The following is a 24484-nucleotide window of genomic DNA, read 5'->3' as shown; positions in this document are numbered from 1 at the left end:
CGTCAGCCGACGAGGGCGCGGTCCCGTCCCCGCCGACGGCCGAGCAGCGCGGCGTCGAGGGACCAGCGTCCGCCACCGACGGCGGCCAGCAGCAGGCTCGCGGCGGCGAGCACCAGGACCAGCTCGAACCCGCCGTCGTCGACGAACAGGCCGTTGCCGGCGTGGACGAACACGTACGCCCCGAGCATCTGGAGCGCGAGCAGCAGGCCGGCCACCGGCACCGCCAGCCCGACCACGAGGAGGGCGCCCCCGACCAGCTCGACCACCGCGGACACCCACGCCGCCACCTCCGCGGCCGGCACGCCGACCGACGAGAAGAAGCCGGCCGTCCCGTCGATGCCGTTGGTCACGAGCTTCTGGAGTCCGTGCGCGACGAACACGACGCCGACCGCCACGCGGGCGAGGAGCAGGACGAGGTCACGGACGGGAACGGGAAGGTGCACGGGGTCCTCCGGTTCGTCGTGGGGCCCGCAGGACGGGCCACGGCGGGATGCGGGCTGCCGAAGTTGTCGCGACAACCTCCACACACGTCACCCGTCCGTGTCGACCTCGTCGCCGGTCGTCGTGCGCGACGATCCTCCGGTGACGCGTGCGGTGGCGCCCCGACCGGGGCAGGACCCGGGGCCCGGCGCGACGGCGGCCGGGCGCGGGACGGTGGCGACGGCGTCGAGCCGGGTGGTCCACGTGTGGGTGGCGCCGCCGGCCGCAGGAGCAGCGCTCGTCGAGCTGTTGGACGACGACGAGCGTGCCCGTCGCGCCGCCCTGCCGGTGCGGGCCGCGAACGCCTTCACCACCGGAAGGGCCCTCCTGCGGCTCGCCGTCGCCGAGCGGGCAGGCGTCCCGCCGGAGTCCGTCGTGCTGGCCGCGCGGTGCCCGACGTGCGGCGGCGCGCACGGCCGCGTCCGGGTCGTGCACCCGCGCGGCGTGGAGGTGTCCGTGACGCGGTCCGGCCCGCTCGTCGCGGTCGCGGTGCTGCAGGCGGACGGGCGCGGGCACCGGCCGCGGCGCGTCGACGACATCGGCGTCGACGTCGTCGCCACCGGCCCGGAGGGCACCGGCCCGGGCAGCACGGCGCCGTTCGCGGACGTCGCGCTGGGACCTCGGGACCGGCGTCGCCTGGTCCGGGTACCGGCCGCGACGCGCCACGCGCTCCTCACGACGGCCTGGGCGCGCAAGGAGGCGGTGCTGAAGGCCACCGGTGCCGGCCTCCGCACCGACCCGCGCGGCATCGCCGTCCTCGGGCGTGGCGGCCGTCCCCGCCGCGTCCGGCACCAACGGCGGGTCGTGGACGTCGTGGACCTCGCGCTGCCGGCGCCCCGGGAGGGCGGCACGTCGCCCGTGCCCAGCCGGCTCGGCGCAGGTGTCGTGGCCGCCGTCGCCGTCGCACGCCCGTGGTGGCGCCCCCGCCGGCGGCCGACGGTGGTCGTGCGCGACGGCGCGACCCTCCTCGCCGTCGCGGCGGACCCGACGGACCAACGGGCGCTCGGCGCTTAAGAACAACCCTTAGCCGAACGTCTTGCGGCGCCTCGGCGCGGCATGCCACGGTGGCGGCGACCACCGGCCCGCGACACCCGACGTCTCCGGCCGCGGACCGACGGCGGCGCAGTGCAGCGCCCCAGGACCGGAGCCCTCATGAGATCCACCACCCGCACGGCCGCCCTCGCGGCGGCCGCCCTCCTCGTGCTCGGTCTCGGCCAGGCACCGGCCACCGCGTCGCCCGCGGTCGGCCCCGCCGGCACCGCCGAGTTCCGCGGCGTGAACTGGGCCGACCCCCGCGACAACTACGCGGACGACGAGGTCGTCCCGTCCGGCCTCAGCACCGCCGACGACTACCGCACGACGTACGCCAAGGCCTCGTCGACCGTCCTCGAGTTCCGCCACGAGGTCGGTGCGAACACCGTCCGGCTCCCCATCAACCCCTCGAGCGTCGGCACCGCGTGGTGGGACTCCTACCGCGCCGCGATCGACGCCGCGACGCGGCACGGGTTCAAGGTCGTCCTCAGCTACTGGGAGGCCGACGACGCCAAGGACGGGCGCGTCGACGACCCGGCCGCGTTCGACGCCATGTGGGACACCGTCGTGGCCGCGTACGGCAAGAACCCGAAGGTCTACTTCGAGATCATGAACGAGCCCTTCGGGTACTCGCTGGACTCGTGGGTGGACCTCACGTCGACGTGGCTCGACGACCACGCCGACGTCCCCCGCCAGCGCGTCATCGTCTCCGGCACGGGCTACAACGACGACGTGACCGGTGTGGGCGCCGCCCCCGAGCTGGACGGCACCTTGCTGTCGCTGCACTTCTACGGCTTCTGGGCGGACCACACGACCGAGGAGGAGTGGAAGGCCAACCTCCTCCCCCGGCTCGGGGACGTCGGCTGGCGCACCCTCGTGACCGAGGCCGGCTCGCCCATGACGACCGGCCTGAACTACGCCAACCACAGCGGCAACGTCTCGACGGCGTACCTGGGCGCGCTGACGGAGGTCGCCCGCGACCAGGGCATGGGCCTCGTCTACTGGCCCGGTCTGCGCACGGGCGACTCCTACACGCTCACCGAGGTCGCCCCCGACGGCGGCCTGCAGGTGACCAACACGTCCGGCCTCGAGCAGATCCGGTGGGGCTGGGGCCTGCGCAAGGACGAGGTGCTGAACGACCTGCCGCCGGCGCCCCCCGGCGGTCCGGTCGTCAGCGTGCACCACAGCACGGGCGGCAGCGAGATCTGCCTCGACGTCCCCGGCGCCTCCACCGCGGTCGGCACGACCCTCGGCCTGTGGAACTGCAACGGCGGCGGCAACCAGTCCTTCGACGTGAACGCCGCCGGCGAGCTGCGGGTCTACGGCGACATGTGCGCAGCCCCCGCGTCGCCGACCGCGGGTGCCGGCGTCGTGCTGCAGGACTGCACCGGCGGCGCCGACCAGCGCTGGGTCGCCGGGGCCGACGGCACCCTCGCCGTCGGCACGGACCCGAGCCTGTGCCTCGCGACGTCCGCGTCGTCGTGGAGCCTGGCGCTGGCCGCCTGCGCGCCCGGCGACACCACGCAGCAGTGGCGGTGGGCCCCGGCCTGACGGCACCGGGCCGGCAGGCCCTGACGGGACGGACGGGCGGTCACCCTCGCGGGTGGCCGCCCGTCCGGCTGCGACAGCCCCGTCATCCCTGACCGCGCCGCCCTCAGGCCACGCGGTCCGACGACCCCGGCAGCTCCGGCAGCGGCTCCTCGTCGAGCCACCGGCGCAGCAGGTCCGCCACCCGCGCGGCCAGGTCCTCGCCGCCCTGCCCGTGTGCGAACCGCGCCACGTGCGCGCGGAAGTCCGCGTCCGTCACGGTCGGCCCGCCGACGTGCTCGGCGACCCACGCCCGCACCGTCTCCCGCCAGCACCGCTCCCCCAGCACGAGCCGCAGCGCGTGCACCGTGAGCGCGCCGCGCTTGTAGACGCGGTCGTCGAACACCCGCTCCGGCCCGGGGTCCGACAGCACGAGGTCCTGCGGCCGCGCCGCCAGCCGCGCCCGCCAGCGTCCCGCGAGCGTGCCCACGTCCGGCCCGCCCGACGCCTCCGACCACAGCCACTCCGCGTAGCAGGCGAACCCCTCGTTCAGCCACAGGTGCTGCCACGTGCTGATCCCCACGCCGTTGCCCACCCACTGGTGCGCCAGCTCGTGCGCGACGAGCCGCTCGTCGTCGCTCGTGCCGCCGAGGTGGTTGGTGCCGAACACGGACATGCCCTGCGCCTCGACGGGGATCTCCAGGACGTCGTCCGCCACCACGAGCGTGTACCCGTCGAAGGGGTACGGGCCGAAGACGTCGGCGAGCGCGTCGAGCATGTCCCCGTGCCGCGCCAGCGCCCGCCGCGCCGCCGGCAGGTGCGCGGGCGGCACGAGCGCGCGCTGCGGGACCGGCGCGTCCGCCAGCGCCAGCTCCGCGTACCGCCCCACCTGCACGGTGGCCAGGTACGTCGCGGTGGGCGCGGTCTCCTCGAAGACCCACGTCGTCGCGCCGGCCCGCGCGCGCCGGCCCGTGAGCCGGCCCGGTGCGGCCACGCGGTACGGGTCGTCGACGGTCAGGCGCGTGCGGAACGTCGCGCGGTCCCCCGGGCGGTCGTTGCACGGGAACCAGGAGGCGGCGCCGTGCGGCTGGCTGGCGACGAGGGCGCCGTCCGTCAGCTCCTCCCACCCCACCGGCCCGAACGGGCTCGGCACCGGGCCCGGCGTGCCCGCGTAGCGGACGGTGACGACGAGGGGCGCGCCGGCCGGCACCTCGTCGGCCAGCCGCAGCGTCAGCGCCCGCCCCCGGTGCCGGTGCCGGGCGAGGCGGGCTCCCTCCACCGCGACCTCCTGCACGACGAGGCCCGCCAGCTCCAGGTGCACCTCGCGGGTGGCGACGAGCGGGCGCAGGTGCAGCACGGCCGTGCCGCCGAGCCGGTTGCGCGCGACCTTGTACGTGAGGTCGAGGTCGTAGTGCTCGACGTGCAGGTCGGGGTCGCCCGTCGGGTCGTAGGGGTCGGTGGGCCGCGCACCGGGCGCGGCGCCGCGGGCGGGTGGCGTCACGACCCGGCAGCCTGCCACGGGGCGACGGGGTTGCCGACCCAGCGCGTCCCGGCGGGCACGTGCTCGCCGCGCAGGACGAGCGACGCCGGTCCGACCGTGGCGGCCTCGCCCACGCGCGCCGCCGGCAGGACGACCCCGTGCGGGCCGAGCGTGGCGCCGGCGTCGAGGCGGACCGGACCCAGGCTCATGACGCGGTCGTGGAACAGGTGCGTCTGCACGACGCAGCCCGGGCCGACGGTCGCGCCGTCGCCGAGGGTGACGAGGTCCGCCTCGGGCAGCCAGTACGTCTGGCACCACACGCCCCGGCCGATGCGGGCGCCCATGGCCCGCAGCCACACGACGAGCGCGAACGTGCCCGTCACCGCCTCGGCGAAGAACCGGGCCGCCAGCACCTCCGTGAAGGTGTCCGCCAGCTCCCCCCGCCACACCGCGGCGCTCCACAGCGGGTGGTCCCGCGCGTCGAACCGCCCGACGAGGAGCCGCTTCGCCACGGCCGTGACGGCGGCGGCCACCACGCCCGCCGCGAGCAGCACGGCCCCGGACAGCAGCGCCGCGACGCCCCACCCCGCGGCGACGACGAGGGCACCGAGCCCGAGCAGCACGCCCACGGCCAGCACGCCGGCCGACAGGGCGGGCACGAGCCGGGCCGCCTCCACCGCGGCCCGCGCGCGGCGCAGCCGGGCCGGCGGGTCGTAGGTGCGCGCGTCGTCCTCGAGCACCGCGGCCCGCGGGAGCAGCACCGGCGGGCTGCCGAGGTAGCTCGACCCGGCCCGGGTGCGGCGCGGGGCGGCCGACAGCACCGCGACCAGCCCGTTCTTCGGCACCGTCCGCCCCGGTGCCGTCATGCCGGAGTTGCCGAGGAAGGCGCGCCGGCCGACCTTCGCGGGCGCGAGCCGCACCCAGCCCCCGCCGAGCTCGTAGGGCGCCACCATGGTGTCGTCGGCGAGGAAGGCGCCGTCGCGCACGCGCATCATCGACGGCAGGCCCACCACCGTGGAGATCTCGGTGCCGCGGCCCACGCTCGCGCCGAGCAACCGCAGCCACGCCGGCGTCAGGACCGAGGAGTAGAGCGGGAACAGGTGCGTGCGAGCCGCGTCCGTGAGCCGCTGCACGGCCCAGGCCCGCAGGCCGACCGCCGACCGCACGGGGTGCGCGCCCTCGGCCAGGCCGCGGCCCAGGGTCCGCACGGTGACGGCGACGAGCAGCGCGTCGACGACGAGCGCGACCGCGGTGCCGGCGACCGCGCCGAGGAGCGCCGGGCCGACGGCCTCCGCCGCCGTGGCCGCGCCGCGCACGGCCGCGAGCACCACGGCCAGGCCCGCCGCGCCCGCCAGCACCGGCACCCCGGCGACGAGCGTCCCCGTCACGGCGTAGGCGGCCGTCCAACGCAGGCGGGCCAGCCCGTCGGGGCGCTCGTCGGGCCAGGGGTGGCGGGCCTCGCGCACGCGCCGCGCGGGCGAGCCCATCCAGTAGGCGTCGTCGCCGGTGCGGCCGTGCACCGCCGAGCCCGCCGCGACGTCGGTGCCCGCGCCCACGTGCGCGCCGGGCAGCAGCACGGTCCGCGCCCCGACGGTCGCGCCCGGCCCGACGACGACGCGCCCGACGTGCAGGACGTCCCCGTCCACCCAGTGCCCGGACAGGTCCACCTCCGGCTCGACGGCGCACCCGCGCCCGAGCGTGAGCAGCCCCGTGACGGGCGGCAGGGAGTGCAGGTCCACGTCCGGCCCGACCCGCGCGCCCAGCGCCCGCGCGTACAGCCCGACGAACGCCGCGCTCGAGGGCGTGACCGCGCCGAAGCCCTCGACGAGACGCTCGGCGGCCCACAGCCGCAGGTGCACCGACCCCCCGCGCGGGTAGGTCCCCGGCCCGACGCCGACGAGCAGCGCCCGCGCGCCGAGCGCCGACACCCCGAGCCGCCCGAGCGGGCTCACGGTCAGCAGCCACCCGAGCGCCACCCACCACCACGCCACGTCGGGTGCCCACGCCACGTCCAGCGGCCCGCCGAGCACCAGGCACACCGCCGCGAGCGCCGTCAGCCACCGCAGCCCGACGAGCGTGCGCAGCGGCAGCAGCGCCAGGAGCTGCAGCCCCTGCGCGGCGGCGGGCACGGGCGTGACGCGGCGCAGGCGGGCACCGGCGGCGTCGGCTCCCTCCCCGCCGCCGGCCGCTGCGGGCCAGCGCCGGTCGAGGTGGTCGGCCAGCTCCCCGACCGTCGGGTGGTCGTAGACCTCGGCGACGGTCACCATCGGGTAGCGGGCGCGCAGCGCGGAGACGAGCTGCGCGGCGGTCAGGGAGCTGCCGCCGACCGCGAAGAAGTCGTCGTCGGCGCTGGCCGGGCGCACCCCGATGACACCCTCCCAGCCGTCCGCGACGAAGGCCGCCGTGCCGACCAGGTCGGCCGCGCCGTCAGCGCCGCCCGTGGCCGTCCCGGGCAGGGGCCAGGGCAGGGCGTCGCGGTCGACCTTGCCGGAGGTGCGCGTGGGCAGGTCGTCGACCACGGCGAGCAGCGGCACCATCGACCCCGGCAGCACCGCGCGCAGCAGCGGCAGCAGCGCCGTGGTGTCCAGCCGCACCCCGGGCGCGGCGACGAGGTAGCCGACCAGCACCGCGGCACCGGCCGACGAGCGGCGCACCGCCGCGGCACCGCCGGCCACGCCCGGCAGCGCCTGCAGGGCGGTGTCGACCTCGGCCAGCTCGATGCGGTGGCCGTTGACCTTGACCTGGTCGTCGGCGCGCCCGACGAAGAGCAGGCCGATCCCGTCGTCGCGCACGAGGTCGCCCGTGCGGTAGGCCCGGCCCGTGCCGAGCACGGGGTGCGGCGCGAAGCGGACGGCGTCGAGCGCCGGGTCGAGGTACCGCGCGACGCCGACGCCGCCGATGACGAGCTCCCCGGTCGTGCCCGGCGCCACCTCCGCGCCGTCGGGGCCGACGACCGCGAGGTCCCACCCGTCCAGCGGCCGCCCGATGCGCACGGGCTCGTCGGGCTCGAGCAGCGCCGCGCACGCGACGACCGTGGCCTCCGTGGGGCCGTAGGTGTTCCAGACCTCGCGCCCGGGGGCGGTCAGCCGGGCCGCCAGCTCCGGCGGCACGGCCTCCCCGCCGAAGATCAGCAGCCGCACACCGGTCAGTGCCTCGGCCGGCCAGAGCCCCGCCAGCGTCGGCACGGTGGAGACGGCGGTGATCTCGCGCTCGGCCAGCCACGGCCCCAGCTCGAGCCCCGCCCGCACGAGCGCCCGGGGCGCCGGCACCAGCGTCGCGCCGTGCCGCCACGCCAGCCACATCTCCTCGCAGGAGGCGTCGAAGGCCACGGACAGCCCGGCCAGGACGCGGTCGCCTGGCCCCAGCGGGGCGTCCTGGAGGAACAGCCGCGCCTCGGCGTCGACGAACGCGGCGGCGCTGCGGTGGGTGACGGCCACGCCCTTCGGCCGCCCCGTCGAGCCGGAGGTGAAGATGATCCAGGCGTCGTCGTCGAGCGCGGGGCGACCGGCTGCCGGGGCCGCGGCGGTGGCGTCCCCGGTCGGCACCGGCGTCCCGTCCGCGCGGGTCAGCGCCCCGGCGTCCCCGACGACGAGCACGACGCCGGCCTCGTCGAAGACGAGCCGCGCGCGCTCCTCGGGGTCGTCGGCGTCGACGGGGACGTAGGCGGCGCCGGCCGCGAGGACCGCGAGCACGGCGACGTACAGCCCGACGGTGCCGGACGGCGCGCGCACGCCGACCCGGTCCCCGGGGCGCACCCCGGCGGCGGCCAGGCGGGCCGCCTGGGCGCGGACCGCGCGCAGCAGCGCGGCGTAGGTGAGCGTCTCGTCGCCGTCGTCGACCGCGACGACGTCCGGGTGGCGCTCGGCCGTGGCGACGAGGACGTCGACGAGGGTGCGCGGCGGCGGCGCGTCGTCGGCCCTGCGCAGGGGGTCGGTCGTCGTCGTGGTGCCCTGGCCGGCCATGGTGGTCGTGCTCCCTCTGGCGGGGCGGCGGGCCGCCCGGTGGTGCCGGACCCGTCCCGCAGGTCCTCGGGCGGTGCGCCGCCCGGGAGAGTGTGGCACCGGGGGGCGACGTCCTCCGCACCCGTCACCCGCTGTTCACCTCGACGTCACCGTGACGCATGGTGGGCCTCCGGCGCGCCGGTGCGGGCGTCGGCGCGGCCCCGGCTCGGCCGGTCCGCGAGTCGCTGCCGTTCGACCCGCTGCGGCGCGACGGGACGGGCGGCGACGCGCCGGTACGGTCGCGCGGTGAGCGCCTCGCCCGACGACACCCCTGCCCTGCCGCGCTGGGCACCCGTGCCGGCCGTGCTCGCGCCCGTCGCGATGGTCGGCGGGTGGCTCGCGGCGGCGGCCCTCCAACCCTCGTTCGACCCCGTGCGCGAGACGATCAGCGCGCTGGCCGCCACGACCGCCACGGCACCCTGGGTCATGACGACCGGTCTCGTGGTGACGGGCGTCGCGCACGTCGCCACCGCGCTGGCGCTGCGCCCCCTGCCGCGGGCCGCCCGGGCCCTGCACGCACTGGGCGGCGTGGCGACCGCCGTGGTGGGGGCCCTGCCCGTGGACGCCGCGCCCCGGCCCCACGGCCTCGCGGCCGGCGTCGCCTTCGTCGCGCTGGCGGTGTGGCCGGCGGCGGCGGTCCGGCCTGGCGGCCGCGGTCCGCTGGCGCCGCGGGTGGGAGCGGTCGCCGCCGTGGTGCTCGTCGGGCTGTTGGTGTGGTTCGTCGTCGAGCTGCAGGCGCTCGTCCCCGGCGCCGGCGACCTCGTCGGGCTGTCCGAACGCGCGGTGGCCGGCGCGCAGGCGCTGTGGCCGCTCGTGGCGGTCGTGCTCCTGCGCGCCGGCCGGCGCGGCCCCTGACGTCAGGGCTTCGAGGCCTCGACCTGCCCCTCCGCGACCTGCCCCTCCACGGGCGGCCGCTCCTTGCGCGCCACGGGATGGGCCGGCTCGTGCGGGCCGTTCCACACCTGCAGCGCGCCCCAGACGGAGGCCGCGATCGGCACCGCCAGCACCGCCCCGGTGATCCCGACGAGCACCGTGCCCACGGTCAGCGCGATGAGGATGACCAGCGGGTGCAGCGCCAGCGAGCGCGCCATGACCACGGGCTGGAGGAAGTTGCCCTCGATCTGGTTCACCCCGACGACGATCGCGATGACGATGAGCGCGTCCGTCGGGCCGTTGGTGACCAGTGCGACGAGCGCGGCGAGCACGCCCGCCAGGGTCGCGCCGACGAGCGGGATGAACGCGAGCAGGAACACCAGCACGGCCAGCGGGATCGCCAGCGGCACCCCGAGGATGAGCAGGCCGACACCGATGCCGACCGCGTCGACCGCCGCGACGATCGCCGTTCCGCGGATGTACCCGCCCAGCGTGTGCACGGTCCGCGTGCCCACGCGGCGGGCCCGCAGGTACGGCTCGCCCTCGAAGGGCCGCAGCAAGAACGACCAGATGCGCGGCCCGTCCTTGAGGAAGAAGAACAGCACGACGAGCATGAAGACCAGGCCGGTGACGAAGTTCGCGGTGGCCGAGACCCCCGCGATCGCGCCCGTGCCGAACGCGCTCGAGGTGAGGAACGCCGTCGCGGAGTCGCGCAGGTCCTCGATCTGCTGGCTGCTGATGTCGAACGGCAGCCCGGACAGGGAGTCGACGAGCTGCTGCGCACCCTCGACCGCCGAGTCCGACAGCTCGTCCCACTGGCGCAGCACGGCCACGACGACCGCGCCCATGATCCCCGTCAGCAGCGCCGCGAGCAGCAGCAGCGCCAGCCAGGTGGCCACGATGTCGGGCATCACCTTCTCGAAGCGCGCGACGAGCGGGTGGATCGCCGCCGCGAGCACCAGGGCCAGCAGCACGGGGATGACGACGAGCGTCAACCGGCTGATCGCGAAGGCGACGACGACGACGAGCGCCAGGACGGCGAGGAGCTGCAGCGACCGGACCCCGGCCCGTCCGAGGGTGTCCTGCCACGGCGACGGACGCCCGATCGCGGTCGAGCCGCGGCCGCCGGTCCCCGACGAGGGCGCGGTCGCGGCCCCCGTCGGTGCCGCGAGCGACCGGTCCGTGACCGTGCGGCCTCCGGTCTCACCGGTCCCGCCGTCGGGTCGAGGGGTGGTGGGCTGTGCACCTGTGGCGCGACGACGCAGGGGGTTCACGGGGACGCCTCGGGCGTTGGGGACGGGGATCGCCTTCGACAGTAAGGCGGCGCGGTCACGGTCACATCTCGGGACGGTGTCGCGGGGTCCCGCGCGGCGGGGTCGCGTCCGGCGGGGCCACGCGTGGCGGGCTCGCGCGTGGCGGGCTCGCGCGTGGCGGCCCCTCGTCGGGCAGGGGGGCCTCGAAGCCCTCCCCCCGCCGCAGCAGGCTGCCGCGCAGGACCGTCCCGGACCCGAACCGCTCGGCCACGGCGTCCAGGGCCGCGTCGACGCCCGTCCGGTCCGGCCCGTCGAGCGCCAGCGCCGGCTGCAGGTACGCGTCGGAGCCGAGGCCGGTCAGCGCGACCCCGACGAGCGTGATCCCGCGCTCGCGGACCAGCGGCCCGGCCTCGTCGAGCAGGCGCAGCGCGGCCGCCGCCACGTCGGCCGTCGACGCCGTGGCCTGCGGCAGCGATCGGGAGCGCGTCGCCTTCGTGTAGTCGCCGAACCGCAGCCGCAGCACGACGGTGCGCGCCGTCGACCGCGCCGCCCGCAGCCGCCGGCAGACGCGGTCCACGAGGCCCTGCAGCGCCGCCCGGACGAAGGCGTCCTCGTGCGGGCCGCGGCCGATCGCCCGCTGGGCGCCGATCGACCCGCGCGCCCGGTCCGTGACGACCCGGACCGGCGTGCGGCCGTGCACGACGGCATGGAGGTGCGCACCCGCTGCGGGCCCGAGCAGCCCGACGAGCACGCCCACCGGCAGGGCGGCCACCTCCCCCGCGGTGCGCAGCCCGTGGGCGTGCAGCTTCGCCGCCGTCACCTCGCCCACCCCCCACAGCACCTCGACCGGGAGCGGGTGCAGGAACGCGTCCTCCCCGTCGGGGTCGACCAGCAGCAGCCCGTCGGGCTTGGCCACCCGGCTGGCGACCTTCGCCAGGAACGGCGTGCGGGCCACCCCGACCGTGATGGGCAGCCCCACCTCCTGCGCCACCCGCCGGCGCACGCGCGCGGCGATGTCCACGGGCGGCACGTCGATCCGGTGCAGACCCGCGACGTCCAGGAACGCCTCGTCGATGGACACGGCCTGCACCTGCGGCGTCGTGTCCCGGAACACCGCGAAGACCGCCCGGCTCGCCTCGACGTAGGCGTCGAAGCGCGGCCGGACGAAGACGAGGTCCGGGCACATGGCGAGCGCCTGCCGCCCACCCATCGCCGTCCGCACGCCGCGTCGCTTCGCCTCGTAGGACGCGGCGAGCACGACGCCGCCACCGGCCGCGCCGCCGACGGCCACGGGCAGCCCGCGCAGGTGCCGGTCGTCCCGCTGCTCGACGGAGGCGTAGAAGGCGTCGAGGTCGGCGTGCAGGATCGCCGCGCGCCGGCGCACCTCCCCGGTGTCGCCCGCGGTGTCGCCGGTCGCGGGCGGCGCTGCTCCGCCTGCCGGCCGGTCGCCTCTCGTCGTCCTCACGAACACATGTTCTACCCGGCCACCGACATCGCACCAGCCCCGCCGCGGCGCTGCTGCCGCCGGTCGGCCGCGGTGGCCCTACGGCCCGTCGGTGAGCGGGATGCCGAGCACGCGCCGGGGCGGCGGGGCGAGGCGGTCCTCGTCGGGCGCGGGCCGCGGGAAGCCCGCCGGCGGGACCGGCCCCGCCCACACCCGCCACGGACCGGAGGGGCCGTCCCGGTGCACCGCCCCGGCGACCGTCAGCAGGGCGCGGCCCGCCCCCGCCACCCGCACGGCCAGCTCCCGCTCGCGCGCCGGCGGGACGAAGCCCACGACGGCGTTGCGCCACACGACGACGACCCGCCCGTCCAGCCCGGCCTCGAGCACGAGCTCGGCGGGGACGGCCGCGCCGGACGCCCGTTCCGCCGGCCGCAGCGCGCCGACCAGCGCCGTCTGCAGCGCGACCGCTTCGGTGACGGCGAAGCCCTCGACGAGGTCGGCCCGGACGCGGTCGCGGCGGCGGAAGAAGGCCATGGACGACAGCGTCGCACGCCCCGGCGTCACCCCTTCACCCCGCGGCGACCTCCTCGACCACCCCGTCCTCCACGTGCAGCCGCCGCGTCAGCCGCACCGTCTCGAGCATCCGCCGGTCGTGCGTGACGAGCAGCAGCGTGCCGTCGAAGGCCTCCAGGGCGGCCTCGAGCTGCTCGATCGCGGGCAGGTCCAGGTGGTTCGTGGGCTCGTCGAGCACGAGGAGGTTCACGCCCCGGGCCTGCAGCAGCGCCAGCGCCGCCCGTGTGCGCTCCCCCGGCGACAGCGACGACGCGGGCCGCGGCACGTGGTGGCGCCCGAGCCCGAACTTCGCCAGCAGCGTGCGCACGTCCGCGCCCGTCCAGTCCGGCACCTGGCGGGCGAAGGCGTCGGCGAGCGGCTCGTCGCCCTCGAACAGCGCGCGCGCCTGGTCCACCTCCCCGACGAGCACCGCCGGGCCGAGGCCGGCGTCCCCGCTCGTCGGACGCACGCGGCCCAGCAGCAGGCCGAGCAGGGTGGACTTGCCGGCACCGTTGGGACCGGTCACCGCGACGCGGTCCTGCCAGTCGAGCTGCAGGTCCACCGGCCCGAGCCGGAAGCCGCCGCGCTCGACGACCGCCGCCCGCGCGGTGGCCACGACGGCACCGGCCCGCGGCGCCGCGGCGATCGACATCTGCAGCTGCCACTCCTTGCGCGGCTCCTCCACCACCTCCAGGCGCTCCAGCGCGCGGTCGCTCTGCCGGGCCTTCGCCGCCTGCTTCTCCGAGGTCTGCCCGCGGAACGCCTTCACGTGCTTGTCGTTGTCGGTGGCCTTGCGGCGGGCGTTGCGCACGCCCTTCTCCATCCACGCGCGCTGCATGCGGGCGCGGGCAGCCAGGGCGTCGCGTCGGCCGGCGTACTCCTCGTACGCCTCGCGGGCGCGGCGTCGGGCCGTCGAGCGCTCCTCGAGGTAGGCGTCGTAGCTGCCGCCGTAGACGAGGACGCGCTGGAGGCTGCGGTCGATCTCGACGACGCTCGTCACGGTCCGGCTGAGGAACTCGCGGTCGTGGCTGACGACGACGACGGGCGCCTCGGACCTGGCGACGAAGTCCTCGAGCAGGTCCAGCCCGGCGGCGTCGAGGTCGTTCGTCGGCTCGTCGAGCAGGTAGAGGTCGTAGCGGGACAGCAGGAGCGCGGCCAGGCCCACGCGCGCCGCCTGCCCGCCGGACAGGGACGTCATCGCCGCGTCGAGGTCGACGCCCAGCCCGATCTCCTCCGCGACCTGCCCCAGCCGCGTGTCGAGGTCCGCGCCGCCGAGGGCCAGCCAGTCCTCGAGGGCGGTGGCGTAGCGGTCGTCGGCGCCGGCCTCGCCGGCGCCCAGCGCGTCGGCCGCCGCGTCCATCGCCGCCTGCGCGGCGGCCACGCCGGTGCGCCGCTCGAGGTGGGCGCGCACGGTCTCGTCGGGCAGCCGTTCCACCTCCTGCGCGAGGTACCCCAGCCGCGCGTCGGGCGGGGAGACGCTCACGGTCCCCGCGTCCGGCGCGCGACGGCCGGCCAGGACCTGCAGCAGCGTGCTCTTGCCGGCCCCGTTCGGCCCGACGAGACCCACCACGTCCCCGGGCGCGACGACGAGCTCGACCCCCGTGAACAGCTCCCGGTCCCCGAAGCCCGCCCCCACACCCTTCGCCTGCACGGTCGCCGTCATGGGTCCATCCTCGTCGGTGTGAAGACCCTCACCCTGCCCGGTACCGACATCAGCGCCCCGAACGTCGTCCTCGGGCTCATGCGCATCCAGGACAAGACCGACGACGAGGTGCGCGCCCTCGTGCACGCCGCCCGCGACGCGGGCATCGACTTCGTGGACCACGCCGACATCTACGGCAGCACGCTGCACGGCTGCGAGGAGCGGTTCGCGGAGGCCATGGCGCTGACGCCGTCGGAGCGCGACGCGCTGACCATCCAGACCAAGTGCGGCATCGTGAAGGACGAGGGCTACTTCGACTTCTCCTACGAGCACATCACGTCCTCGGTCGAGGGGTCGCTGCGCGCCCTGCGGACCGACCGGATCGACATCCTGCTGCTGCACCGGCCCGACGCCCTCGTCGAGCCGGAGGAGGTGGCGCGCGCGTTCGACGAGCTGCACGCCGCCGGGAAGGTGCGCGCGTTCGGCGTCTCCAACCACACGCCGCGGCAGATCGACCTGCTGAAGAAGCACGTGACGCAGCCGATCGTCGCCAACCAGCTCCAGCTGTCCATCACGCACGCGCCGCTCGTCGCGCAGGGCGTGGCCGCGAACATGCTGGCCGAGGACCAGTCCGTGGTCCGCGACGGCGGCGGGATCGTCGACTACTGCCGCCTGCACGACATCACGGTGCAGGCGTGGTCCCCGTTCCAGGCCGGGTTCTTCACCGGCGTGCTGCTCGGCAACCCCGACTACGCCGAGCTCAACGCGGTCATCGACCGGCTGGCGGCGCGGTACGACGTGCCGCCCATCGCCGTCGCGACGGCCTGGATCACCCGGCACCCCGCGCAGATGCAGGTGGTGCTCGGGACGACGACGCCGCAGCGCGTGACGGACGCGGCGCTGGGGTCGGACCTGCCGCTGACGCGGGCGGAGTGGTACGAGCTGTTCCGGACGGCGGGGCACATCGTCCCGTGACGCCGGGCCTGCCGCTGGTCCGGTCCTGACCGCGGGCGTCCACAGGGGACGGCGCGACCGGCGGTCGTGTCGGACCCCTGGCCTAGCATCGCCGGCATGACAGGGGCAGCCGGCGACGCCGCAGGTGGGGGCGCAGGCGTCGGCGTCCGCAGGGGTGCTCTGCGGGTGCACGTGGCCGAGCGGTTCGACGTGCTGGTCGACGCGCTGGGTGCCGTGCTGGCGGACGTGCCCGCGGACCCGTTCGTCCCCGACGTCGTGGCCGTGCCGACGCGGGGCGTGGAACGGTGGGTGGCGCAGCGCCTGGCGCGGCGCCTCGGGTCCGACGGCGAGGGAGGTGGCGACGGGATCTGCGCCAACGTGCGCTTCGACCCCCCGCGGCGGCTCGTGGCGGACGCCCTCGCCGCGGTCGTGGGCCACCCGGACGGCGAGCGCGACCCGTGGTCCCGGTCCGCGCTGGCGTGGACGGTGCTGGCCGTGCTGGACGAGAGGGCCGAGGAGCCGTGGCTCGCCCCCGTGGTGCGCCACCTCGGCACGCCCGACGACGACGTCCGTCGCGGCCGGCGGCTCCCGCTCGCGCAGCACCTGGCGCGCCTCCTCGTCCGGTACGACGAGGAACGCCCGGCCATGGTCGTCGCGTGGGCGGCGGGCGACGACGAGGACGGCACGGGCGCGCCGCTCGCACCCGACCTCGCCTGGCAGGCCCGCCTCTGGCGCGCGGTCCGCGAGCGCCTGGGGGTCCCGGCCCCGGCGGAGCGGCTCGACGACGCCGTCGCGGCGCTGGTCGCCGACCCGGGCCTGGTGGACCTGCCGGCCCGCGTGTCCGTGCTCGGCGCCACCGCGCTGCCCGCGCAGGGGCTGCGGGTGCTCGGGGCGCTCGCCGCCCACCGGGAGGTGCACCTGTGGCTGCCGCAGCCGTCCCTGGCGCTGTGGCAGCGGCTGGCGGACCTGGACCTGCGGCCGCCGTTGGCCCGGGCCGCGCTGCCACGGGTCGCCCGGCACCGGCTGCTGACCGCCACGGCCGGCGACGCGGTCGAGCTCGGCGCCCGGGTCCTGGCAGCCGGGCCGGACCACGTGGAGCTCCTGCCCGCACGGCCGCGGCCCACGACCGTCCTCGGCGCGCTGCAGACCCGCCTGGCGGAGGACCGTCGGGGCGGGCCCGTGCACGTGGCTGCGGCCGAGGACCGGACCGTCCAGGTCCATGCGTGCCACGGCCGCGCGCGCCAGGTCGAGGTGCTGCGCGAGGTCCTCGTGGGACTGCTGGCGGACGACCCCACGCTCGAGCCGCGCGACGTCGTCGTGCTGTGCCCGGACGTCGAGGCGTTCGCGCCGCTCGTCGAGGCCGTGCTGGGCCCGGTCGCGACGGGCGAGGCCGCGGTGGACGGTCCGGGCGGCTCGTCCGCTGTCGCAGCGGACCACCCCGGGCGCACGCTGCGGGTGCGGATCGCGGACCGTGCACCCGCCCGTGCCAACCCCGTGCTCGTCGTGCTCGCGACCCTCCTGGAGCTCGCCGCGTCCCGCGTCACCGCGTCGGCGGTCGTCGACCTGGCGGGGCAGCCACCGGTCCGGCGCCGCTTCGACCTCGACGACGCCGACCTCGACCGGGTGCGGGCGTGGGCGGTCGAGACCGGGGTGCGGTGGGGGGAGGACACGGGTCGGCGCGCGCGCTACGGCCTCGGCCGCGTCGCCCAGGGCACCTGGTCCGCCGCGCTGGACCGGCTGGCGCTGGGCGTGGCGATGGCGGAGGAGGACGGCCGGTACGTGGAGCACGCCCTGCCCGTCGACGACGTGGGCAGCACGGACGTGGACCTCGTGGGCCGGCTGACGGAGCTCGTCGACCGCCTGTCGGCCGTGCTCGCGTCCCTCGACGGCACGCGTCCCGCGACGGCGTGGTGCGACGCGTTGACGGACGCGCTCGCGCTCCTCACCGACGTGGCGCCGGCCGACCGGTGGCAGTCGGTCGAGGCGGAGCGCGTCCTGGCGGACCTGCGCCGCACGTCCGCCGACGGTGGCGACCCCGAGCTGCGCCTGCCGGACGTCGCCGCCGCCCTCGAGCCACGCCTGCGCGCCCGGCCCACCCGCTCCGGCTTCCGGACCGGGGCGCTGACCGTGTGCAGCCTCGCGCCCATGCGCGCCGTCCCCCACCGCGTGGTCGCGCTGCTCGGCATGGACGACGGCGCGTTCCCCCGCGGCGGCGGCCCCGACGGCGACGACGTGCTGGCGCGGCGACCCCTGGTGGGCGAGCGGGACCGGCGCCAGGAGGACCGCCAGCTCTTCCTCGACGCCGTGCTCAGCGCCACCGACCACCTCGTCGTGGTCCACGCCGGTGCGGACGAGCGCACGGGTGCCCGCCGTCCGCCGGCCGTCCCGGTGGGCGAGCTCCTGGACGCGCTCGACGACGCGGTGGCGTCCACGGACGGGCGCGACGCCCGGGCGCGGGTGGTCCGGCACCCGCTGCAGACCGTCGACGAGCGCAACTTCGTCGACGGCGCGCTGGGGCGGCCAGGCCCCTTCAGCTTCGATGCGGTCGACCTGGCCGCGGCCCGCCGGGCCCGGGAGCCGCGCACGGCCGCCGCCCCGTTCCTCCCGGCCCCCCTCGGCCCGGCCGGCGCGGACGCCGCCCCGACGTCCGGCACCGCCACCACCGCCACCACCGCCACCACCGCCACGGTCAGCAGCGGGGTGCCCGACGTCGACCTCGACGACCTCGTCGTCGTGCTCGAGCACCCGGTCCGCGCCCTGGTGCGCGGGCGGCTGGGCGTCGTGCCGCCGCGCGACGAGCCGCCGCTGGAGGACCGGCTGCCCCTCGAGCTGGACGGCCTCGCGATGTGGGACGTGGGGAACCGCGTGCTGGCGACCGTGCTGGCCGGGACCGGGCTCGACGCCGCGGTCGCAGCCGAGCGCCGGCGGGGGCACGTGCCGCCCGGCGAGCTGGGCGGCACGGTCATGGGGACGGTTCGGCAGCGGGTCCAGGGCGTGCTCGACGCCGCCGGCGACGCGCTGGCGGCGGACCCCGTGGCCCTCGACGTGGCCCTCACCCTGCCGCCGCACCCCGGACCTGACGGCCAGGTGGTCACCGGTCGCCGGCTGACGGGGACGGTCGACGGCGTCCGCGGGGACGTGCTGGTCCGGGTCGTGCTGTCGCGGCTCGCCGCCAAGCACCGCCTGCGCGCGTGGCTGGGCCTGCTCGCACTGACAGCGGCGCTGCCCGGCCGGACCTTCAGCGCCACGACCATCGGCCGCGGCCCCGGTAGCGGGTCGGCGAACCGCGCGGCCCTCCTCGCCGCGCCGGCACCGGACCGGGCCGCCCGGCTGCTGGCCGACCTCGTCGTGCTGCACGACGCGGCCCGCCGCGAGGTGCTGCCGCTCCCGCTCGCCGCGTCCTGCGCCTACGCCCGCGCCCTCACCGGTCCGGCGGCCACCGCCGACGACGCGGAGGCTGCGGCGCGTGCCGAGCTGGGCACGCCCGAGGACGCCGCCCGCGGCGCCGGCGGCTTCGACCTGACCGACGGCTACCACGTGCAGGTGTGGGGCGCCGGCATGTCGGCCGACGACGTCCTCGCCCCGCGTCCGACGCCTGCCGAGGCCGCGCGCGCCCCGGGGCACCCCACGCGGTTCGGCGCCCTGTCCGTCGCGCTGTGGGAGGACCTCCTGGCGCACGAGCAGGTGGTGCCGCGGTGAGCGGGGTGGCCCCCGAGGCGGCGTCACCCGTACCTCCGGCGACCGGTGCGACGACGGCCGTCGCCCCGCCGGTCTTCGACGTCTGCGGACCGCTGCCCACGGGCACGGTCGTGCTCGAGGCGAGCGCCGGCACGGGCAAGACCACCACCATCGCCTCCCTCGCGGCGCGCTACGTCGCGGAGGGTGTGGCGACCCTGCCGGAGCTGCTGCTGGTGACCTTCGGACGGCTGGCCACGTCCGAGCTGCGCGAGCGCGTCCGGGACCGGCTGCTGGAGGTGGAGGCCGCGCTGCGCGGCTCCGACGCCCGCACCTCGTCGGACGACGTGGTGCGGCACCTGGCCGCGGTCGACGACGACGAGCGGCACCGCCGCGGCGAGCGCCTGGCGGACGCGCTGTCGGCGTTCGACGCCGCCACGATCACCACGACACACGGCTTCTGCCAGGAGATGCTCGCGACGCTGGGCACGGTCGGCGACGTGGATCGGGACGCGACGCTGCTGCCGGACGTCGCCGCGCTCGAGGCGGAGGTGGTGGACGACCTCTACCTGCGCAAGTACGTCGGCACCTCCGACCCGACGCTGACGGTCACGCTGGCCCGGAGCGTCGCGCACGAGGCCGTCAGCGACCACGGCGCGACCGTCGAGCCCGCCGACGCCGACCCCGGCACGCGCGCCGGGGACGCCGTGCGTCTGGCGCTCGCGGCGCGGCGCGAGATGACGCGGCGCAAGCGCGGCGCCCGGGTCCTCGACTACGACGACCTGCTCGTCCTGCTCCGTGACGCGCTGGCCGACCCGGCCACCGGGCCCGCCGCCGCCGAGCGGGTGCGCGCGCGCTACCGCGTCGTCATGGTGGACGAGTTCCAGGACACGGACCCCGTCCAGTGGGAGATCCTGCGCACCGCGTTCCACGGCTCGCGCACGCTCGTGCTCATCGGCGACCCCAAGCAGGCCATCTACGCCTTCCGGGGCGCCGACGTCGTGACCTACCTCCGGGCGCGGGCGGAGGCGTCGACGTCGACCCTGGGCCGCAACTGGCGCGCTGACCCCGACGTGCTCGCCGGGCTCGCGCCGCTGCTGCGCGGCACGGCGCTGGGCGACCCGCGGATCGTCGTGCACCCCGTCGAGGCAGGACGGACCGGCCGGCGGCTCGAGGGCGGGCCTGCCGTCGTCGTCCGGCAGGTCACCCGCGCCGCGCTGGGGACCACCGGGGTCAAGGACGCGGCCGTCGGCGCGGTGCGTGCGCTCGTGCACGCGGACGTCGCGGCGGAGGTGGTGCGGCGGCTGCGGACCACGACGGTCGTCGGGGCCGACGGGACCCGACGCCCGCTGCGCCCCGGCGACGTCGCCGTGCTCGCGCGCCGCAACGCCGACGCGCTGTCCGCGCAGGCGGCGCTCGTCGAGGCCGGCGTGCCGGCGGTCACCTCCATGCTGACCAGCGTCTTCGGGACGCCGGCCGCGCAGGACTGGCTCGTGCTGCTGTCCGCGCTGGCCCGTCCCGGGGTCCGCGGCCTGACGGCGGCGGTGGCGCTCGGTCCCTTCGTCGGCTGGTCCGCGACCGATCTGGCCGGGGCCGACGGCACCGCCCGGGACCGGCTCGACGACCGCGTGCGCGGCTGGGCGCGGCTGCTCGCCGACCACGGCGTCGCCGCGCTGGTCGAGGCCACCGCGGCCGCCGGCGTGCGCGAGCGCCTCGTCGCGCTGCCGGACGGCGAGCGGCGCCTGACGGACCTGCGGCACGTCGGCGAGGCCCTGCACGCGGCGGCGACCGGGCAGGGCATGGGCCCCTCGTCGCTCCTGGAGTGGCTGCGCGAACGCATCGCCGAGGCGGCGACGGACTACGCGGAGGAGCGCAGCCGACGCCTGGAGACCGATGCCGCGGCGGTGCAGGTCATCACCGTGCACGCCGCCAAGGGGCTGCAGTTCCCGGTGGTCCTGGTGCCCTACCTCTGGGACCGGTGGACGCCCGACAACCCGGAGACCCTCACCCTGCACCGGGACGACGCCCGCGTGCTGCACGTCGGCGGCAAGGGCAGCCCGGGCTACGACGAGGCCCGCGCGGCCGCCGCCGAGGACGAGTCGGGCGAGGGGCTGCGCCTGGCGTACGTCGCCATGACGCGGGCCGCCAGCCAGCTCGTGCTCTGGTGGGCGCCCAGCCGGAACTCCGGCCGGGCGCCGCTGACCCGGCTGCTGCTCGGCGGGCGGGACGCCGACGGCCGGCCCGCGGACCTGGTGCGCGCCATGACCGACGACGTCGCCACCGTGCGGCTACGCGAGCACGTGGTCGCCGCCGGCGCGGCCCTGGCCCTGGAGCTCGTCGCGGGACCGCCGGAGGTCGAGCGCTGGGAGCCGCCGCCCGTGGTCCGTGCGGACCTCGACGTCGCCGTGCTCGACCGCGTGCCGGACACGGGCTGGCGCCGCACGTCCTACTCGGCGCTCACGGCCGCCGCCCACGACGCGGCCCACCCGCCGGGCCCCGGTGGCGCGGTCGGCTCCAGGTCGGGCACGGGAGCGGGGACGGCAGCGGGCACGGGCGTAGATGGCGGCGCAGGCCTCGTGGGACGGCCGGGCGGCGCGGGGGTCACCTCCGAGCCCGAGACGAGCGTCGTGATCGACGAGCCGGAGGACGCCCCGGCGCTGCCCCTCGACCCCTTCGCGGACCTCGCGGACGCGACCGCGGCCGCGGCCGCCGGAGCCCTGCCGTCCCCGCTCGCGGACCTGCCCGGCGGGACCGGCTTCGGCACCCTCGTGCACGAGGTCCTCGAGACGGTCGACACCGCAGCGGCGGACCTGGACGCGGAGCTGACGACCCGCTGCACCGAGGCGGGCACCGCGGCGGCGGCCGGCGTCACGCCCGAGGTGCTCGCTGCCGCGCTGCTGCCGGTGCTGCGCACCCCGCTCGGAGCGCTCGCGGACGGTCGCACCCTGGCCGATGTCGCGCCGGGCGACCGCCTGGCCGAGCTGGACTTCGAGCTGCCCCTGGCGGGCGGCGACGTCGCCGTCGGTGGCCACGGGGCCGTGCGCACGCCCGCCCGGGTCGGCGACCTCGCGGCGCTGCTGCGGACGCACCTGCCCCCCGACGACCCCTTCGCCGGGTACGCCGAGCGGCTCGAGGACCGCGCACTGGCCGCCGGCCGCCTGTCCGGATACCTGACGGGGAGCATCGACGCGGTACTGCGCGTGCCGGTCGACGACCACGAGGGCGGACGGTCGGTGCCGGGTGGGCACCGGTACCTGGTGGTCGACTACAAGACGAACCGGCTGGGGACCGCCGGGGAGTCGCTGACGACGTGGCACTACCGCCCGGAGGCGATGGTGGCGGCCATGCTCGACGCGCACTACCCGCTGCAGCTGCTGCTCTACTCGGCGGCGCTGCACCGGTACCTGCGGTGGCGGCTGCGCGGCTACGACCCCGAGCAGCACCTCGGCGGGGGGCTCTACCTCTTCGTGCGCGGCATGGCGGGTCCCGCCACCCCCGTCCTCGGCGGTGCGCCGTGCGGCGTGATGGCGTGGCGACCGCCCGCAGCGCTCGTGGTCGCCCTGTCCGACCTCCTCGACGGACGGCAGCCATGACGGGCACCACCGCGCACGGGACGCCGCTGACCCCGATGGCTGCCGAGAACGGCACGTCCGGCCTCGCGCTCCCCGGGTCGGTGCCGTGGCGGGCCGAGGGGCTGCTCGCCCCCTTCGTCGCCGCCGGGCTGCTCGTCGCCGCGGACGTCCACGTCGCGCGGCGGCTCGCCGCCGTCGTCGCGGAGGCCGACGAGCGTGTGCTGCTCGCGGTGGCCCTGGCGGTGCGCGCCGTGCGGGGCGGCTCGGTCTGCGTCCGGCTCGACGAGGTCGCCGCCCTGCCGGTCGACGAGGACATCGCGACGGAGGGTGCCGCGTCGGGGAGTGCCGCGTCGGGGAGTGCCGCGTCGGGGAGTGCCGCGTCGGGGGGTGCCGTCCCGCTGCCGTGGCCCGATCTCGCCGGGCCCGACGGCTGGCACGCCGCCGTGCGCCGCAGCCGCCTCGTCGCCGACGGTCCGGAGGGACCCGCCGACCGTCCGGTGCGGTGGGTCGACGGCCGCGTCTACCTCGACCGCTACTGGCGCGACGAGCTGACCGTCCGCACGCTCACGGCCGGCCGCGTCGTGGCCGCCTCCCCGTCCGCGTCCGCCCACGACGGGGCCGCCGTCGAGGGCGCCGTCCTCCGGCTCTTCCCCCGGGCCGACGACGAGCGCCAGCGCGACGCCGTTCGCACGGCGGCCCGCCTGCCCCTGACGGTGCTGACGGGCGGTCCCGGCACGGGCAAGACCACGACGGTGGCACGCCTCGTCGCGGCCCTGGCCTCGACCCGCACGGGCGGCCCCCTGCGCGTGGCGCTCGCCGCCCCGACCGGCAAGGCGGCCGCCCGCCTGCAGGAGTCCGTCGAGGCAGAGCTGCGCGGCCTGGACCCCGCCGACCGCGCGGCGGTCGGGCCGGTGCGCGCCACGACCCTGCACCGGCTGCTCGGACCCCTGCCGGGGACGACCACGCGGTTCCGGCACGACGCCGGCCGCCGGCTCCCGCACGACCTCGTCGTCGTGGACGAGTCCTCGATGGTGTCGCTCACGCTGATGGCGCGGCTCCTGGCGGCGGTCCGGCCCGGCGCACACGTCGTGCTCGTCGGGGACCCGGACCAGCTCAGCAGCGTCGAGGCCGGCGCGGTGCTGGCGGACCTCGTCGCGGCGCTGCCGGCCGGCGTGGTGCGCCTCGAGCGCGTGCACCGGTTCGGGACGGAGCTGGCCGAGCTCGCGGAGGCGGTCCGCCGCGGGGACGCCGACACCGCGGTGGCCCTGCTCCGCGCCGGTGGTGCGTCGCGAGAGCTCGTCGAGCCGGCGGGTCCGCGGCCGGCCGCCGAGGACCTCGGCGGGCTGCGGGCCGACGTGCTCGCGGCCGGCCGGGCGCTGACGGAGGCCGCCCGGACGGCCGACGCGGCCGGCGCGCTGACGGCGCTGGCACGGCACCGGCTCCTGCTGGCCCACCGGCAGGGGCCGGCGGGCGTCGCCTGGTGGGCGGCGGTGGTCGAGCACTGGTTGGCGGAGGCCGAGCCGTCGTGGCGTGGGCGGGCACCGTGTGCGTGGCCCCCCGGCACGCCGCTGCTCGTGACGGAGAACGACCCGGTCGCGGCGCTGTCCAACGGCGATACGGGCGTCGTCCTCGACGACGGGTCCGGCGGGACCGTCGTCGCGTTCGGGGACCCGGCCGCCCCCGTCCTCGTGCGGCCCTACCGGCTCCCGGCCGTGCAGCCCGTGCACGCCATGACCGTGCACCGCGGCCAGGGCAGCCAGTTCGCCCGCGTCACCGTGCTGCTGCCGCCGGCGGCCTCACCGCTGCTGACCCGCGAGCTGCTCTACACCGCCATCACCCGCGCGCGCGAGCACGTGCGCGTCATCGGCGGCGAGGAGGCGGTGCGTCGCGCCGTCGAGCAGCCCGTCCGGCGCGCCAGCGGCCTGCGCGAGCCGCTCCCGTCCTCCGTCGGCACCGCGCCGCGGCCCGGCTGACGCACCTCGTCGCCCCGCCCGCCGCG

At 77.6% G+C, this 24484-nt stretch carries 14 protein-coding genes; 7 read left to right on the top strand and 7 right to left on the bottom strand.

All coding sequences use genetic code 11. The features are described 5' to 3' along the window. Positions 1-2: 2 nt before the first annotated feature. Entirely contained in the window at positions 3-443 is a 441-nt protein-coding gene (locus tag BM048_RS11955; RefSeq protein WP_090033375.1) for a DoxX family protein, read from the bottom strand. 139 nt (positions 444-582) lie between these two features. Here BM048_RS11955 and BM048_RS11950 point away from each other — a divergent pair, with 139 nt between their 5' ends. Both BM048_RS11950 and BM048_RS11945 read left to right on the top strand, forming a co-directional pair. Then, on the top strand, positions 583-1494 hold the full coding sequence (locus tag BM048_RS11950; RefSeq protein WP_175499528.1) for a 4'-phosphopantetheinyl transferase family protein: 912 nt from the start codon (positions 583-585) through the stop codon (positions 1492-1494). A 138-nt stretch (positions 1495-1632) separates the two neighbouring features. Beyond that, positions 1633-3063 carry a ricin-type beta-trefoil lectin domain protein gene (locus BM048_RS11945; protein ID WP_090033374.1) on the top strand — a complete coding sequence of 477 codons (1431 nt, stop codon included), beginning with the start codon at positions 1633-1635 and terminating at the stop codon, positions 3061-3063. A gap of 103 nt (positions 3064-3166) precedes the next feature. Here the strand turns inward: BM048_RS11945 and BM048_RS11940 are convergent, their stop codons facing one another. Beyond that, the gene (locus tag BM048_RS11940; protein ID WP_090033445.1) at positions 3167-4540 is read right to left on the bottom strand and encodes a M1 family metallopeptidase; all 1374 of its coding nucleotides are present in this window, start codon (positions 4538-4540) and stop codon (positions 3167-3169) included. After that, the gene (locus BM048_RS11935; protein ID WP_090033372.1) at positions 4537-8481 is read right to left on the bottom strand and encodes a Pls/PosA family non-ribosomal peptide synthetase; all 3945 of its coding nucleotides are present in this window, start codon (positions 8479-8481) and stop codon (positions 4537-4539) included. Before BM048_RS11935 ends, BM048_RS11940 begins: the two co-directional genes overlap by 4 nt. A gap of 285 nt (positions 8482-8766) precedes the next feature. Between BM048_RS11935 and BM048_RS11930 the strand changes: the two genes are divergently transcribed. Beyond that, entirely contained in the window at positions 8767-9375 is a 609-nt protein-coding gene (locus BM048_RS11930) for a DUF998 domain-containing protein (RefSeq protein ID WP_090033371.1), read from the top strand. A 2-nt stretch (positions 9376-9377) separates the two neighbouring features. Here the strand turns inward: BM048_RS11930 and BM048_RS11925 are convergent, their stop codons facing one another. The 4 genes from BM048_RS11925 to BM048_RS11910 all read right to left on the bottom strand — a co-directional run bounded on the left by BM048_RS11925 (position 9378) and on the right by BM048_RS11910 (position 14305). Beyond that, positions 9378-10667 (bottom strand): AI-2E family transporter, encoded by a 1290-nt coding sequence (locus BM048_RS11925; RefSeq protein WP_342351380.1) that lies wholly within the window; start codon positions 10665-10667, stop codon positions 9378-9380. A 61-nt stretch (positions 10668-10728) separates the two neighbouring features. Further along, positions 10729-12030, bottom strand: coding sequence for a DNA polymerase IV (gene dinB / locus BM048_RS11920; protein ID WP_090033441.1), 1302 nt, complete (start codon positions 12028-12030; stop codon positions 10729-10731). A gap of 159 nt (positions 12031-12189) precedes the next feature. Then, entirely contained in the window at positions 12190-12624 is a 435-nt protein-coding gene (locus BM048_RS11915; RefSeq protein ID WP_139224437.1) for a hypothetical protein, read from the bottom strand. 34 nt (positions 12625-12658) lie between these two features. Then, complete coding sequence (locus BM048_RS11910) at positions 12659-14305, bottom strand: ABC-F family ATP-binding cassette domain-containing protein (protein ID WP_090033367.1); 1647 nt, start codon at positions 14303-14305, stop codon at positions 12659-12661. Positions 14306-14323: 18 nt separating this feature from the next. Between BM048_RS11910 and BM048_RS11905 the strand changes: the two genes are divergently transcribed. From BM048_RS11905 to recD, 4 genes are all read left to right on the top strand, one after another. After that, a complete protein-coding gene (locus tag BM048_RS11905; protein ID WP_090033365.1) occupies positions 14324-15259 on the top strand; it encodes an aldo/keto reductase in 936 nt (311 codons plus the stop codon). Between the two features lie 96 nt (positions 15260-15355). After that, on the top strand, positions 15356-18937 hold the full coding sequence (gene recC, locus BM048_RS11900; RefSeq protein WP_090033364.1) for an exodeoxyribonuclease V subunit gamma: 3582 nt from the start codon (positions 15356-15358) through the stop codon (positions 18935-18937). Next, the gene (locus BM048_RS11895; protein WP_239078813.1) at positions 18934-22506 is read left to right on the top strand and encodes a UvrD-helicase domain-containing protein; all 3573 of its coding nucleotides are present in this window, start codon (positions 18934-18936) and stop codon (positions 22504-22506) included. Before recC ends, BM048_RS11895 begins: the two co-directional genes overlap by 4 nt. Next, a complete protein-coding gene (gene recD / locus BM048_RS11890; RefSeq protein WP_239078814.1) occupies positions 22503-24458 on the top strand; it encodes an exodeoxyribonuclease V subunit alpha in 1956 nt (651 codons plus the stop codon). The genes BM048_RS11895 and recD overlap by 4 nt, the downstream gene beginning before the upstream one ends. The last annotated feature ends 26 nt before the right edge of the window (positions 24459-24484 follow it).

Origin of the sequence: Cellulomonas marina (assembly GCF_900111925.1) — a bacterium.
GTDB lineage: Bacteria > Actinomycetota > Actinomycetes > Actinomycetales > Cellulomonadaceae > Cellulomonas > Cellulomonas marina.
The sequence above is the reverse complement of the archived record's forward strand: the minus strand, read 5'-3'. Positions and strand labels throughout refer to the sequence as shown.

Excerpts from the sequence above, each read along its gene's own strand:
- BM048_RS11945 (WP_090033374.1), top strand. The coding sequence starts at position 1,633 with ATGAGATCCACCACCCGCACGGCCGCCCTCGCGGCGGCCGCCCTCCTC.
- BM048_RS11915 (WP_139224437.1), bottom strand. The coding sequence starts at position 12,624 with ATGGCCTTCTTCCGCCGCCGCGACCGCGTCCGGGCCGACCTCGTCGAG.
- recC (WP_090033364.1), top strand. The coding sequence starts at position 15,356 with ATGACAGGGGCAGCCGGCGACGCCGCAGGTGGGGGCGCAGGCGTCGGC.
- BM048_RS11910 (WP_090033367.1), bottom strand. The coding sequence starts at position 14,305 with ATGACGGCGACCGTGCAGGCGAAGGGTGTGGGGGCGGGCTTCGGGGAC.
- recD (WP_239078814.1), top strand. The coding sequence starts at position 22,503 with ATGACGGGCACCACCGCGCACGGGACGCCGCTGACCCCGATGGCTGCC.
- BM048_RS11935 (WP_090033372.1), bottom strand. The coding sequence starts at position 8,481 with ATGGCCGGCCAGGGCACCACGACGACGACCGACCCCCTGCGCAGGGCC.